The organism is Cupriavidus sp. 05T42 (assembly GCF_056396345.1).
The window spans coordinates 132,766-146,338 of sequence record NZ_JBFTLH010000015.1; the positions used below are offsets into that span (position 1 = coordinate 132,766).

General features: G+C 65.6%; 13 protein-coding genes. 4 read left to right on the plus strand and 9 right to left on the minus strand.

Annotated elements, in window-relative coordinates; translation table 11 throughout:
• Positions 1-14: 14 nt before the first annotated feature.
• From AC1EJR_RS20050 to kbl, 8 genes are all read right to left on the minus strand, one after another.
• Complete coding sequence (locus AC1EJR_RS20050; RefSeq protein WP_441644970.1) at positions 15-1,403, minus strand: cytochrome ubiquinol oxidase subunit I; 1,389 nt, start codon at positions 1,401-1,403, stop codon at positions 15-17.
• 266 nt (positions 1,404-1,669) lie between these two features.
• The gene (locus tag AC1EJR_RS20055; protein ID WP_441593302.1) at positions 1,670-3,121 is read right to left on the minus strand and encodes an efflux transporter outer membrane subunit; all 1,452 of its coding nucleotides are present in this window, start codon (positions 3,119-3,121) and stop codon (positions 1,670-1,672) included.
• A gap of 8 nt (positions 3,122-3,129) precedes the next feature.
• Positions 3,130-4,005, minus strand: coding sequence for an efflux RND transporter periplasmic adaptor subunit (locus tag AC1EJR_RS20060; RefSeq protein ID WP_441593304.1), 876 nt, complete (start codon positions 4,003-4,005; stop codon positions 3,130-3,132).
• On the minus strand, positions 4,002-4,211 hold the full coding sequence (locus tag AC1EJR_RS20065; protein ID WP_092296794.1) for a DUF1656 domain-containing protein: 210 nt from the start codon (positions 4,209-4,211) through the stop codon (positions 4,002-4,004). Before AC1EJR_RS20065 ends, AC1EJR_RS20060 begins: the two co-directional genes overlap by 4 nt.
• Positions 4,211-6,187 carry an FUSC family protein gene (locus tag AC1EJR_RS20070; RefSeq protein WP_477113477.1) on the minus strand — a complete coding sequence of 659 codons (1,977 nt, stop codon included), beginning with the start codon at positions 6,185-6,187 and terminating at the stop codon, positions 4,211-4,213. The genes AC1EJR_RS20065 and AC1EJR_RS20070 overlap by 1 nt, the downstream gene beginning before the upstream one ends.
• Before the next feature lie 5 nt (positions 6,188-6,192).
• On the minus strand, positions 6,193-6,657 hold the full coding sequence (locus AC1EJR_RS20075; protein ID WP_092296800.1) for a MarR family winged helix-turn-helix transcriptional regulator: 465 nt from the start codon (positions 6,655-6,657) through the stop codon (positions 6,193-6,195).
• A 77-nt stretch (positions 6,658-6,734) separates the two neighbouring features.
• Complete coding sequence (locus AC1EJR_RS20080) at positions 6,735-7,694, minus strand: NAD-dependent epimerase/dehydratase family protein (RefSeq protein ID WP_477147459.1); 960 nt, start codon at positions 7,692-7,694, stop codon at positions 6,735-6,737.
• Positions 7,691-8,893, minus strand: a complete 1,203-nt coding sequence (kbl, locus tag AC1EJR_RS20085) for a glycine C-acetyltransferase (RefSeq protein ID WP_477113475.1) — start codon at positions 8,891-8,893, stop codon at positions 7,691-7,693. The genes AC1EJR_RS20080 and kbl overlap by 4 nt, the downstream gene beginning before the upstream one ends.
• 98 nt (positions 8,894-8,991) lie before the next feature.
• Here kbl and AC1EJR_RS20090 point away from each other — a divergent pair, with 98 nt between their 5' ends.
• Entirely contained in the window at positions 8,992-9,603 is a 612-nt protein-coding gene (locus AC1EJR_RS20090; RefSeq protein WP_092296882.1) for a helix-turn-helix domain-containing protein, read from the plus strand.
• A gap of 6 nt (positions 9,604-9,609) precedes the next feature.
• Here AC1EJR_RS20090 and AC1EJR_RS20095 read toward each other — a convergent pair whose 3' ends face one another.
• Positions 9,610-10,281 carry a GntR family transcriptional regulator gene (locus AC1EJR_RS20095; protein ID WP_092296809.1) on the minus strand — a complete coding sequence of 224 codons (672 nt, stop codon included), beginning with the start codon at positions 10,279-10,281 and terminating at the stop codon, positions 9,610-9,612.
• A 118-nt stretch (positions 10,282-10,399) separates the two neighbouring features.
• Here AC1EJR_RS20095 and pruA point away from each other — a divergent pair, with 118 nt between their 5' ends.
• The 3 genes from pruA to AC1EJR_RS20110 all read left to right on the plus strand — a co-directional run.
• Positions 10,400-12,025 carry an L-glutamate gamma-semialdehyde dehydrogenase gene (pruA, locus tag AC1EJR_RS20100; protein ID WP_477105501.1) on the plus strand — a complete coding sequence of 542 codons (1,626 nt, stop codon included), beginning with the start codon at positions 10,400-10,402 and terminating at the stop codon, positions 12,023-12,025.
• A 45-nt stretch (positions 12,026-12,070) separates the two neighbouring features.
• Positions 12,071-13,279, plus strand: coding sequence for an ABC transporter substrate-binding protein (locus AC1EJR_RS20105; RefSeq protein ID WP_092296814.1), 1,209 nt, complete (start codon positions 12,071-12,073; stop codon positions 13,277-13,279).
• A gap of 84 nt (positions 13,280-13,363) precedes the next feature.
• The coding region (locus AC1EJR_RS20110; protein ID WP_477147460.1) for an ATP-binding cassette domain-containing protein at positions 13,364-13,573 on the plus strand (210 nt) is incomplete at its 3' end.

Sequence of the window (13,573 nt, forward strand, 5' to 3'; positions counted from 1 at the left end):
GAGTAGTCAGTTCATCAATCACGAAACGATTCCGCCGCAGCGACTGCCAACGGTCTGTTGGACGTTCCCGATGGCTCGCGGTCCTGGTCGATCGAAGCGGGACCATTGCGGAGTAGCTTGTAGACGTAATACGTGCCGAACGAGAAGACAATCAAGTACGTCACAACGAAGACAAACAGTGAAGCGCCCGCCGCGCGAGCCGTCAGCGTCGGCGTCAGTGCGTCTGCTGTGCGCAGCACCCCCCATACGGTCCAGGGCTGTCGCCCAACTTCTGCTGCGAACCATCCCGTCAGAATCGCCACGAACGGCAAGGGAAACGAAAGATAGGTTGCCCACAGGAGCGTCTTCTTTTCCTCGATGCTGTTTCTGAAGGAGAACCAGCTACCGAGCCACGCAATAAGCAGCATCGCAATCCCACAGCCGACCATCACACGAAATGCGAGAAACGGAATCAATACCGGTGGCCGCTGCTCCTTTGGAAAACTCGTGAGCCCCACCTCCTTCGAATCGGTGGTCATGGTCGCAATCAGGCTTCCGAGAATCGGAATCGATACTTCGTAGTGATTCGTTTCCTTTTCTTCGTCCGGCCATCCAATGAGCACCTCTGCCGCAGGCTGCTCGTCATGCCAACGCCCCTCAATTGCAGCGAATTTTGCCGGCTGGTCGTCGTGTACATAGTCACCGACCAGGTGCCCGAACACAAGTTGCGCTGGTATGAGAACCGTGGCCAGCGCCAGGCCCATCCGTAGCATCACCTTCGCTTCCGGCTCACAGAGTTTGCGCAGCGTGTACCAGGCACCAGTCGCAGCGACACAGAACGCGCCAGTCAGGTACGACGCCAACAACATATGAGGAAAGCGCACCCAAACGACCGGACTGAAGATGATCTCGGCCCAATCCGTCGGGACAAAGCGAGCATCTATAAAATCGTAGCCAACCGGGTGTTGCATCCAACTGTTGTTGACCATGATCCAGAAGGCTGAGAACGTCGTCCCGAGCGCAACCATCGCTACCGAGAACAAGTAGAAGCCTGGCTTGACCCTGGATCGCCCGAACAGCAGCACCCCGAAGAACGACGCTTCGAGCATGAATGCGGTGAAAGTCTCATACGTCAGCAACGGACCTTGCACGGGTCCGGAGAGGCGCGACAGTTCACTCCAGTTCGTTCCGAACTCGAATCCCAGCACGACACCTGAAACTACGCCAACGCCAAAGGCAACGGCGAAGATCTTCAGCCAGAAATCGAACACGCGTCGATAGACTTCCTTCCGCGTGAACTGATACATACCCTCGAGGAGCGTCAACCAAGCGGCCAGCCCGATCGTGAGCGAAGGGAAGATGATGTGAAACGACACCGTGAACGCAAACTGAATGCGCGAGAGCATGAGTGCGCTGACTTCCATGGAGCACCTTTACCTGGATCATTTCGCTTGTGAAATGATTCTCGCCAAAAGCGAGGTAGCGCCGTTGCAAAGGAAACCGCCCCTTTCGATAGCGCACGACGAAGCGACTGGGCCCATAGGCGCCAGTTATGCGTGCCGCTTCAATTGGAGGATGCCATCGACGAGCGCTATAAGCCCGCCGAGGGACGGAAAGCGCCAGGAAGACCGCCGGCTAACCCGGATGGATTCAAGCAGCTTCCGCGGCGGCGCTTTCCGACTTTCCAACGCTAATTTATCGGGGCACTCGCCACGGCCGGTGCATCCTGCCAGCCCCCGCCCAGCGCCACGAACAGGTTGATCTGGTCCATGGCGATCTGCGCGTCCGAGGCGGCAAGCGCGGCGTCGTTGTTAGCCAGCGTGCGGTCCGCGTCCAGGCTCTGCAGGTACGGCGAGCGTCCCGCCTGATACAGGAGCCGGTTGTGCCGGGCGGCCTCATCGGCCTTGTCGCGTGCGTCGCGCAGCGCCTGGTTTCGCTCGAGTTCGTGCGTGTAGCTGGACAGCGCGCTTTGCGTCTCGCGCAGCGCGCGCAGCACCACGCCGTCGAAGTGGGCCAGCGCACCCTCTGCACCGGCTTCCATGTTGTGGATGCGGGCGCGCGTGCCGCTGGTCGGAATCGTCCACGAAATCGCCGGGCCCCAGCCCCAGTGCGCGGTCGGCGCCTGGCCCAGGTGATCGAGAATGCCGGTGAAGCCCGCCGAGGCGCCGATGCGGATCTGCGGATAGAGGTCCGCCGTCGCCACGCCGATCTTGGCCGTCGCCGAGGCCAGTTCACGCTCGGCCTGACGGACGTCCGGGCGGCGCTTGAGCAGCGCAGCGCCATCGCCAACCGGCAGGGCCTGACGCAGCGTGGGCACGTGCTCGCATGCCACGCTCGACATGTCCAGCGCGGTGGGCGGCTTGCCCAGCATCACGGCCAGCCGGTAGGCAGCGCCTTCCTGTTCGGCGCGGTACTTGGGCAGCACGGCGCGCAGCGAATCGGCCTGCGCCTGCGCGCGCAGCACGTCGGTCGGCATGCCACGTCCGGCATCGACCATCTTCTGGGCGAGCTGTGCGCCGCGCACCTGGAGGTCGAGCTGATGTTGCGCCACGTGCAGTTCATGCGTGGCGGTGCAGCCCTGCATATAGGCACGCACCGTTTCCGCCACCACGCCCACGCGGGCCTGGTCCAGCGCGGCCTGGCTGGCCTGTGCGCCGGCCAGCGCGGCTTCGTCGGCGCGGGTGAGCTTGCCCCAGAAGTCGATCAGGTACGACACGTCGAAGCCGATGTCGCCGAAGTTCATCGCCGGGATCTTTTCTTCCTTCAGCAGCGGCTCGCCGGCAATCTGGCCGCGCTCGGCGCTGGCGCGGAACTTGGCCTCGGGGAAGTTCTCGGCTTCCACCTCGTGATAGACGGCGATGGCGCGCTTCAGGTTGGCGGCGGCCACGCGCAGGTCGGTGTTGGCGACGAGCGCCTGCTTCACCAGCCCTTCGATCTTCGGGTCGTCGTAAAGCTTCCACCAGTCGTTGGGCACGTCGCCGATCGACACCGCCGGGTTGTCCGCGCCCTGGAACGGGCCGTTGGCGGTGGTGGCGTTGACCACGGCATCGCCGGGCACCTTGTGGTCGGGGCCGACGGTCATGCAGGCTGCCAGCGCGAGCGGGAGCATCCCCGCCAGCACGGCACGGCTTAAGCGACTCACTGCGCTGTTCACTGCGTACCCCCTCCGGTCACCGAGACCGTGGCGGTACGTCCGGCCACCAGCCGCACGTCGGCAGGCATCTGGTCGAACTGGATCCGCACCGGCACGCGCTGCGCCAGCCGCACCCAGTTGAACGTCGGGTTGATGTTTGGCAGCAGGCTGTTGCTGCTGGTGCGGTCACGGTCCTCGATACCGGCGGCGATGCTTTGCACATGGCCGTGCAGCACGCCCTTCTCGCCCATGATGCGGATGTCCACCGGGCTGCCGATATGGATGCCGTGCAGCTTGGTTTCCTCGAAGTAGCCTTCCACATGGAACGACCGGGCATCGACCATCGACAGCACGGGCTTGCCGGTGCTGACGTAGTCGCCCAGGCGCGGCAGGCGGTCGTTGACGTAGCCTTCCACGGGGCTCACCACGCGCGTGCGCTCCAGGTTCAGCTTGGCCACGTCCACGGCGGCTTCGGCCTGTGCCAGCGTGGCTTCGCCCTGCTGCACCTTGGCGAGCCCTTCCTCGACCACCTCACGCGAGACCACCTCGGCCAGCTTCTGGCTGCGGTTCGCCTCGCGGCGGTACTGACCCAGGCTGGCGCGCATCGCGGCGGCGGTGGCCTGGGCCTGACGCAGCGCCAGCGTGTAGCGTTCATGATCGATCTCGAACAGCAGGTCGCCGGCCTTCACGCGCTGGTTGTCCTTGACGGCGATGCGCGTGACCAGCCCCGAGACATCGGGCGCCACCTGCACCACCTCGGCGCGGATATGCCCGTCGCGCGTCCACGGCGCCACGGTGTAGTAATCCCACAGATGCTTGACGACAACCGCGCCGACAGCGGTGACGGCCAGCGTCAACACGACTGGCCCGAGCGAAGAGAGTTTGAATTTCATGATTGGAACCACGGCACCACGGCAACCACCCCACCCAGGACGATCGCGTACAGCGCCAGATTGAACAGAGAACGGTGCCACACGAGCTTGTAGAACCCCAGGCGCGTCAGCACTGCACGCGCGCCACTCGTGATCGCAAAGGCGGCCAGCATCCACACCAGCAGGCTGGGGATGAACACGCCATAAAGACTGAATTCGCCGGGCATCAGGCGCCTCCGGTAACAGGGGCCGGCACCACGGCCGGCGGGAACAGGGCCACTTGCATCTCCACCAGGGCAGCCAGCGCGATGCGCGACTGCACCTTCTGCTGCGCGTTAGCCAGCCGCGTGTGCAGCGCCGGCGGCGGTCCGTTCAGCTTGCCGTCCAGCCGTGCCTGGTAGTAGCCGGCCACGCTGCGCAGCACGCGCTTGACCGCATGCTGCTCGGGCGCTGACAGGGTGGGCATCTCGCGCTGGAGTGCCAGCGTGGTCAGCTCCACGCGCACCTCGCTGAAGCCATCGGGCGATACCTCGCTCTCGCTGGCGGCCAGCCGGGGCACCAGTTGCGCCAGCCGGTCCAGCATGCGCGCGCGCAGCCGGGTGTGTTCTTCGGGGCGGGTGCCCACCGCGTTGTCGGCGATATCGCCCCAGCTTGACCGCACCAGCCGGCGCGTGGCGGCCGCCGTGCCGAACGGCCGCATCACCAGCGTCCAGACCAGCGCGAAGGCGATACCGGCGATGCCGGCGATATTGCTGTTGAAGAAGGTATGGAAGTCCGCGCTGTAGGCGCCCGAGATGCCGATGTCGTTGGCCGTGACCACTGCCAGCGGCATGCCGATCATCGCCAGGCGCGGCTGCGCCACCAGCAGGCCGATGATCAGGTACGGCACGGCGAACATCAGCACCAGCATCTCGAAGTCATGCGCCACGGGCAGCACGGCGAACAGGAACACCATCGAGATCACCATGCACACCACGTTCCAGTTGAAGAACGACTGGATCATCGGCGCGGGTTCATCAAGGGCGGCGAAGAAGCAGCACGACACCGCGCCCAGCGCCACGGCGCCGGCGCCATCGGCCCAGCCCATGTGGATCCAGAGCATGCCCATGGCGAAGATCGACAGGGCCACCGTGACGGTGGAAAACAGCAGCAGGCCGTGGTCGTAGTGGCGCGTCTGGCCGACGTCCCAACGCCGGAACTCAGGCATCCAGCCGCCACGCACGTCGCGTTCGCCGATGCGCCGGCACAGGGACACGCAGTCGCGCCACAGCGCCACCATCTGTTGCAGGCGGTCTTCGGCGGCAGTGACCAGCGCGGCATCCCAGCCGGGTTCGAGCGGGGTGCTAGTGAGCACGGGCGGCGCGTCTACCGCCCCGCCCTGTATCCATGCGCGGACCGCGCGCATCTGGGTCCGCAGCCCGTCCGGCAAGCCGCCGGCGGCCTGGAGCGATTCCACGATCGCCGCCAGCGAGGACATCACCGGCAGCAGCATCGTCATGCGCCCACGCAGTTCGCGCGCGGCGCGCACCCGGGCGATGCTTTCGGTGTCGTAGCCAAGCTGGCTGATGAGTTGATCGAGGGCCAGGATATCGGCGGCCAGACGGTGGCGGCTCTGGTGGCGCGTGACCTGCATGCCGGGGCTGGGCGAGAGCATGTCGCCGGCCCAGAGCGCGGCGTCGGCCATCCACTGGCGCGACTTGTCGCGCAGCACGTCCGCCACGCTCGCCGGGAACACCACGGCGCCGACCACGGCCGCGCACAGAATGCCCAGGCTGATTTCCTCGGCCCGGGCAATGGCGATATCGAAGATGGCGGCGGGATTGTCGACMGCCGGCAGCGCCACCAGCGGCAGCGTGTAGGCGGCGAGCATGAAGACGTAGCTACGGGGGGTGCGGTGCAGCAGCGCGATGTAGAGCAGGCAGCCGGTCCAGAGCGCCACCGCGCCCATCAACAGCGGCGGCGAGTTGACCAGCGAGGGCACCATCGCCACACCGGCTGCGGCGCCCAGCAGCGTGCCGAGCACGCGGTACAGCGCCTTGGAACGCGTGGCGCCGGTCAGCGGATGCGCCACCACGTAGACGGACGCCATCGCCCAATACGGCCGCGGCAGGCCCATGTACATCGCGATCCAGAGCGCCAGCATGGCGGCGGCGAACGCCTTGAACGAGAAAACCCAGTCCCTTGCGGATGGCCAACTACCCATGATGCTCAGGGCTCCAGCTTGGCCGCCGCGGAAGCATTTCCTGCGGCCTTGTACAAGGCGTCCAGCACGCGCAGCGTGGCTTCGAGGTCAGTCTCGCTGATCTCGGCGAACACTTCGGCGCGGAGTTGCTTGAGTTCGACTTCGATCTGCTCGGCCATGCGCTCACCGGCATCGGTGAGCGAGAGCACGTTGGCGCGGCGGTCGCTGGGGTCCACCTCGCGGCGGACCAGCCCGGCGGCGCTCAGTTGATCGACCAGACGGACCAGCGTGGCGCCTTCCACGCCCACGTAGTCCGCCAGCGTCACCTGGCGCACCCCACCGCCGAGGCGGCGAATGAAAAGCAGCGGCGCGGCGGCCGCTGCGGAAATCCCGTGTGCCGTGACCGACGCCTGGCTGATCTGGCGCCATTGGCGGCCCGCCAGCATGAGCTGGCCGGTAAAGGCAAAAAGGAGGGCGTCTATCTTTGGCATGGGCCGAATGATATACGTGAATTAATTAGGATGCAAACTATTTCTTTCCGAACTAGTTTACGTGATCTGGGGAGCGCTTATTCGACGGTGGCCTTCAGGTTCTCCAGCATGTCGTCGACCATCTCCGAGAGGCCGAACTTCGGCTGCCAGCCCCAGTCGGTACGCGCGGCGCTGTCATCGATCGAATCGGGCCAGCCCCGGGCGATAGCCTGCCGGTAGTCCKGCGCATAGCGCACGGCGAAGTCCGGCACCCGGCGGCGGATCGCCTCGGCAATCTCGGCCGGGGTAAAGCTCATGCCGGCGAGGTTGTAGCTGCCCCGCTCCCGGATCGATTCGCGCGGCGCTTCCATCAGCTCCAGCGTGGCGCGGATCGCGTCGGGCATATACATCATCGGCAGTCGCTCGTCGGACTCCAGGAAGCAGTCGTAGGGCTCGCCGCGCACCGCGTGGTGGAAGATATCGACCGCATAGTCGGTGGTGCCGCCGCCGGGCGGGGTCTTGTGCGAGATCAGCCCCGGATAGCGCACGCTGCGCACATCCACACCATGGTTCTCGAAGTACCACCGGCACCAGCMCTCGCCCGCCTGCTTGGAAATGCCGTAGACCGTGGTCGGCTCCATAACGGTTTTCTGCGGGGTGTCCACGGCGGGCGTGGTGGGGCCGAACGCGGCGATCGAGCTGGGCCAGAACACGCGCTCGATGCCCTGCTGGCGTGCCAGTTCCAGCACGTTCAGCAGTCCGGTCATGTTCAGGTTCCACGCCCACTGCGGCGCCTTCTCGCCCGTGGCGGAGAGCGCGGCGGCCAGCAGGTAGATCTGCGTGATGCCGTGGCGCTCTACCACCGTGGCCAGTTCGCCCCGGTCCGTCACGTTCAGCATTTCATGGGCGATATGCACGTGGCGGCCGGTAGGCACCACGTCCGAGGTGACCACATGCTCGCGCCCGTGCCGCTCGGCCAGCGCCAGCGCGAGTTCGGACCCAAGCTGCCCGTTGGCGCCGATGATCAGGATCTGCGGCTTGCTCACTGCCTGGCTCATCGAATCAGCCCCAGTTCACGGCCGGCCTGCGCGAAGGCGTCCAGCGCGCGTTGCAGCGTGGGTTCATCGTGCACCGCGCTCAGCTGCACGCGGATGCGCGCCTGGCCCTTCGGCACCACGGGGTAGAAGAAGCCCACCACGTAGACGCCCAGCGCCAGCAGCCGCTCGGCAAGCTGCTGGGCTTTCTCCGCATCGTAGACCATGATCGGGACGATCGGATGGTCGCCCGGCTTGATATCGAAGCCTAGCGCGGCAATCCCCTTGCGGAAGAAGGCGGTGTTGCGCTCGAGCCGGTCGCGCAGGTCGGTGCTGGCCTCGAGGATATCCAGCACGGCGATGCTGGCGCCGACGATGGCCGGGGCCACGGTATTCGAGAACAGATACGGACGCGAACGCTGACGCAGCAGTTCCACCACTTCCTTGCGCCCGCTGGTGAAGCCGCCCGAGGCGCCGCCCAGCGCCTTGCCGAGCGTGCCGGTGATGATGTCGATCTTGCCGAACACCCCGCGCGCCTCGTGCGTGCCGCGCCCGCGTGCGCCCATGAAGCCGCTGGCGTGGCATTCGTCGATGCCAAGCAGCGCGCCGTACTCGTCGCAGATCGCACGGATCTCATCGAGACGCGCCACGGTGCCGTCCATCGAGAACACGCCGTCGGTGAACACCAGCTTGAAGCGCGCGCCGTCAGCGTCGGCTTGTTGGAGTTGGACGCGCAGGTCGTCGAGGTCGTTGTGCTGGTAGCGGTAGCGCTTTGCCTTGGAGAGCCGGATGCCGTCGATGATCGACGCATGGTTCAGCGCATCGCTGATCACGGCGTCGTCCGGGCCCAGCAGGGTTTCGAACAGGCCGCCGTTGGCGTCGAAGGCGGAGCCGTAGAGGATGGTGTCCTCGGTGCCGAGGAAGCGGGCCAGCCGCGCCTCCAGCGTCTTGTGCAGGTCCTGCGTGCCGCAGATGAAGCGCACCGAGCTGAGGCCGAAGCCGTGAGTGCGCAAGGCTTCGTGGGCGGCCTCGATCACCTGCGGGTGCGAGGACAGTCCCAGATAGTTGTTGGCGCAGAGGTTGATCACTTCCCGGCCGTCGGCCGTGCGGATGACCGCGCCCTGCGGCGTGGCGATGATGCGCTCGCGCTTGTACAGCCCCGCGTCGCGGATGGCATCCAGTTCCGCACGGATGGATGCATAGAAAGTCTCGGCACTCGACATGGCCCGGCTCCCGGTGGTAGTGTCTCGGTCGTTCGATTCGATAAATCGAACATGTTCTATATAACGAACGGTTCGTGCACTATAACGAACACATGACGATGACGCAACCCTCCCCGCCCAACTCCCCCAAGCCGCCCGTCCAGTCCGATGGGCCACCCGCCGTGGGAGGCGCGCTCCAGGCGCTGCGGCAGGCCCAGCAGTTGTCGCTGGATGACCTGTCGCGCCGCGCCGGTGTCTCCAAGTCTATGCTGTCCCAGATCGAACGAAACCTGACCAATCCGACGGTGGCGGTGCTGTGGCGGCTGGCCAACGCGCTGGGCGTGAACCTGGCGGACTTCCTGGCCAATGGCGCGGCCAGCGCGCCGGCCCCGGCGATTGCCGTGGTGCAGCCGCACGCCATCCCGGCGCTGAAAAGCCCGGACGGGCGCTGCGAGCTGCGCATCCTCGGGCCGATCGACCTGGCGGGGAAATTCGAGTGGTATGAGCTGACGATCCAGCCCGGTGGGGTGCTGGCGTCCGAGCCGCATGACGCGGGCACGCAGGAGCACCTGTCGGTGCTGAGCGGGTCAATGACCGTGCGTGCCGCAGAGGACGAGAAGAAGCTGAAGCATGGCGATACCGCCCGCTATGGCGCGGACGTGGCCCATGCGATCGCCAATCCGGGCAAGAGTGCCGCCACGGCGCTGCTCGTGGTCGTGCACCCCGCCTGATTTGATTTAATCCACGTCCTTCATCCGCTCGCTGGCAAGCAGATTGCGCTTGGTCTCGAGGATGTGCTCCTCGAGCAGCGACGCCACCTTCTCGGCATCGCGCGCCTTGCATGCTTCCAGAATGCGATAGTGGTCCGCCTGCGGGCCTTCCTTGCCGGTGGCCATCGACATCTGCTCGTGCGTGTAGCGGTCCGTGTTCAGGCAGAACTCCTCGATCAGCCGGCGCAGCCGCTTGTTATTAGCGGGCGCGCACAGCGCCAAATGGAAGCGCCGGTTGTACTCGGCCCACTCCGCGAGCGAATCCGACTGCGAGTACGCGTCCAGAATCTCCTGCATCTGCTGGAAGTCCTGCTGAACCATGTTCGGCACGCCGATGCGCGCCGCGTGGCATTCCAGCGCGACACGGATATCGAGCAACTCGCAGATCTGCGTCGCATCCATCCCTGACACCACCGCGCCACGGTTGCGCTGATAGGTGACGAGCCCTTCCGTTTCGAGCTGGCGCAGCGCTTCCCGCACGGGAATGCGACTCGCGTTGAAGCGTTCCGCCAGCGCGTCCTGGCGCAACTGCGCCCCGGCCGGCAACGTGCCTTTCTGAATTTCGTAGCGAAGCTGATCGCGAATGATCTGGGGTAAACCCTTGGTAGGAGCGCTTGCGCGGCCCGTTTGCGTGGACATGGGAGGTGCTGGAGATCGGTATGCGATTCGAGTGAGGCCCCTATTGTGCCTGAATATCCCGACTGCTAAACTGGATCCAATTTATTAATGTTCATATCCAAAGAAGCTCGTAACGTATATGTCTGCAAACAATTCCTATCCAAAATCCATCAATGAAACGGTCCTGAACTACGCCCCGGGCAGCGCCGAACGCGTCGCGCTGACGGCAGAACTCGACAAGCAGCAAGCCTTGGTGCGCGAGATCCCGGCCATCGTCGGCGGCGAGCGCATCCTTAGCGGCGACATCACCGACGTGCGCGCCCCGCACGCCCACGCCCGCCGCCTGGGCGAAGTCCATAACGCCGGCGAGACCACCATCCACGCCGCCATCGACGCCGCAGTGGCCGCCCAACGCGACTGGGCCAACGCCACGCTGGCCGAGCGCTCCGCCGTCTTCCTCAAGGCCGCTGACCTGCTGGCCGGCCCGTGGCGCGCCCGCCTGAACGCGGCGACCATGCTCGGCCAGAGCAAGACCGCCTACCAGGCCGAAATCGACTCGGCCTGCGAACTGATCGACTTCCTGCGCTTCAACGTGCAGTTCGCGCACGAACTGACGGCCGGCCAGCCGATTTCGTCGCCGGGCATGCGCAATCACCTCGAATACCGTCCGCTGGAAGGCTTCGTCTACGCCGTCACGCCGTTCAACTTCACGGCCATCGGCGGCAATCTGGCCATCGCCCCGGCGCTGATGGGCAACACCGTGCTGTGGAAGCCGGCCGCCACGGCGTCGCTGTCGAACTTCCTGTTCATGGAGCTGCTCGAGGCCGCCGGTCTGCCGAAGGGGGTCATCAACTTCCTGCCGGGCGACCCGGTGGCGATCAGCGGCGCCGTGCTGGCGCGGCCCGAACTGGCCGGCATTCACTTCACCGGCTCGACGGCCGTGTTCGACACACTGTGGGGCGAAGTCGGCCGCAATGTGTCGCGCTACCGCAGCTATCCGCGTCTGGTCGGCGAAACCGGCGGCAAGGACTTCGTGCTCGCCCACCCGTCCGCCGATGCCGACACGCTGGCCGTGGCGCTGCTGCGCGGCGCCTTCGAGTACCAGGGCCAGAAGTGCAGCGCGGCGTCGCGCGCCTACATCCCCGCCTCGCTGTGGCCGGCCGTGCGCGAGCGCGTGGTGGCGATGGCCGAGACCATCCAGATGGGCGATGTGACCGACTTCACCAACTTCATGGGCGCCGTGATCGACCGCCGCGCGTTCGACCGCATCCATGGCCATCTGCAACGCGCCGCCAGCGACAGCGCCGTGAAGCTCGTCACCGGCGGCAAGGCCGACGACAGCGTGGGCTACTTCATCGCGCCGACCGTGCTGGAGGTGGACAACCCGCGCCACACGCTGATGGAAACCGAACTGTTCGGCCCGGTGCTGTCCGTCTACGTCTACGCCGACGCGCACTGGCCCGAGGTGCTCGAACTGGTCGACGGCACCAGCCCCTACGCACTGACGGGCGCGATCTTTGCAAGGGATCGCGCGGCCATCGCCCAGGCTTCCAACGCCCTGCGCTTCGCCGCCGGCAACTTCTATATCAACGACAAGCCGACCGGCGCGGTGGTCGGCCAGCAGCCGTTCGGCGGCGCGCGCCGCAGTGGCACCAACGACAAGGCCGGTTCGCCGCTGAACCTGCTGCGCTGGGTGTCGCCGCGCACGGTCAAGGAAACATTCGTGCCGCCGGCCGACTACCGGTACGCGCACATGGCGGTCTGAGCAGCCGCCCAGCTTTTCTAGCAACACCACCACGGAGAAGAAGAGATGAAGCGAGCCACCCTGCTGTCCGCCCTGGCGTTCAGCCTTTCCACGTTTGCCGGCGCTGCCAGCGCCGCGATTTCCGGAGATGTCGTCAAGATCGGCGTGATGACCGACCTGTCTGGCGTCTACCTTGACTACGCCGGCAAGGGCTCGGTCGAAGCCGCCAAGCTGGCCATCGAGGATTTCGGCAATGGGCTGCCGGGCAAGAAGATCGAGCTGGTTACCGCCGACCACCAGAACAAGGCGGACATTGGCAGCGCCAAGGCGCGCGAGTGGATCGACCGGGACGGCGTCGACGCCATTGTCGACCTGCCGAACTCGTCGGTCGCGCTGGCCGTCTCGCGCATCGCGTCGGAGAAAAAGCGCATCTCGCTGATCACTGGCGGCGCCAACCTGCGCCACACCAACGAGGAATGCTCGCCGTACATCGTCCACTATGTGTATGACACGTACGCGCTGGCCAACGTAGCCGGCAAGGCCATGGTCAAGCAGGGTCTGAAGAGCTGGTATTTCCTGACGGCCGACTACGCGTTCGGCCAGTCGCTGGAAACCGCCACGGCGGATGTGGTGAAGGCGTCGGGCGGTACGGTGGCCGGCAACATCAAGCACCCGCTGAACGCATCGGACTTCTCGTCGTTCATCCTCCAGGCCCAGGCCAGCAAGGCCCAGGTGGTGGCGCTGGCCAACGGCGGCGGCGACACCATCAACGCCATCAAGGCGGCCAACGACTTCGGCCTGCCGCGCAACCAGACCCTGGTGGGCCTGCTGATGACCATCAGCGACGTGCACAGCCTGGGCCTGAAGCTGACGCAGCGCATGAAGCTGACCGATGCCTGGTACTGGGACCTGAACCCGCAGACGCGCGAGTTCGGCGCCCGCTTCTTCGCCCGCATGAAGCGCATGCCGAACATGGTGCATGCCGGCACGTACTCGGCCGTGCTGCAGTACCTGAAGGCCGTGCAGGCGGCAGGCAGCGACGATTCGGACGCCGTGATGGCGGCGCTGAAGAAGGCCAAGATCAACGACGCGTTCGCCAAGAACGGCTACATCCGCGCCGACGGCCGCATGATGCATGACATGTACCTGATGGAAGTGAAGGCGCCGAACGAGTCGAAGACGCCGTGGGACTACCTCAAGCTCGTGGCCACCGTGCCGGCTGAGGAAGCCTTCCAGCCGCTGTCGCAATCGCGCTGCCCGCTGGTGAAGAAGTAAATAGACGACAGCCATGCTTTGCTCCCCTCTCCTGCCGCTTTCCCGCAGACGGAGGGGAGCCAACCGGCAGCCTATAAGAGACTCATGCAAACCAACGTACTAGAAGTCCGCAACCTGACCAAGTCCTTCAAGGGCTTCACGGCGGTCAGCGGCGTGGACCTGCAGGTGCGACGCGGCTCGATCCACGCATTGATCGGCCCCAACGGCGCGGGCAAGACGACCTGCTTCAACCTGCTCACCAAGTTCCTGGAGCCGACCACCGGCACCATCCTTTTCAACGGCATCGACATCACC

What these genes read in the sequence shown, in the direction of transcription:
- AC1EJR_RS20090 (WP_092296882.1), top strand. Translation starts at nt 8,992, where the DNA reads ATGACGCAACCCTCCCCGCCCAACTCCCCCAAGCCGCCCGTCCAGTCC.
- AC1EJR_RS20065 (WP_092296794.1), bottom strand. Translation starts at nt 4,211, where the DNA reads ATGCCCGGCGAATTCAGTCTTTATGGCGTGTTCATCCCCAGCCTGCTG.
- AC1EJR_RS20095 (WP_092296809.1), bottom strand. Translation starts at nt 10,281, where the DNA reads ATGTCCACGCAAACGGGCCGCGCAAGCGCTCCTACCAAGGGTTTACCC.
- AC1EJR_RS20050 (WP_441644970.1), bottom strand. Translation starts at nt 1,403, where the DNA reads ATGGAAGTCAGCGCACTCATGCTCTCGCGCATTCAGTTTGCGTTCACG.
- AC1EJR_RS20105 (WP_092296814.1), top strand. Translation starts at nt 12,071, where the DNA reads ATGAAGCGAGCCACCCTGCTGTCCGCCCTGGCGTTCAGCCTTTCCACG.
- AC1EJR_RS20060 (WP_441593304.1), bottom strand. Translation starts at nt 4,005, where the DNA reads ATGAAATTCAAACTCTCTTCGCTCGGGCCAGTCGTGTTGACGCTGGCC.
- pruA (WP_477105501.1), top strand. Translation starts at nt 10,400, where the DNA reads ATGTCTGCAAACAATTCCTATCCAAAATCCATCAATGAAACGGTCCTG.
- AC1EJR_RS20075 (WP_092296800.1), bottom strand. Translation starts at nt 6,657, where the DNA reads ATGCCAAAGATAGACGCCCTCCTTTTTGCCTTTACCGGCCAGCTCATG.
- kbl (WP_477113475.1), bottom strand. Translation starts at nt 8,893, where the DNA reads ATGTCGAGTGCCGAGACTTTCTATGCATCCATCCGTGCGGAACTGGAT.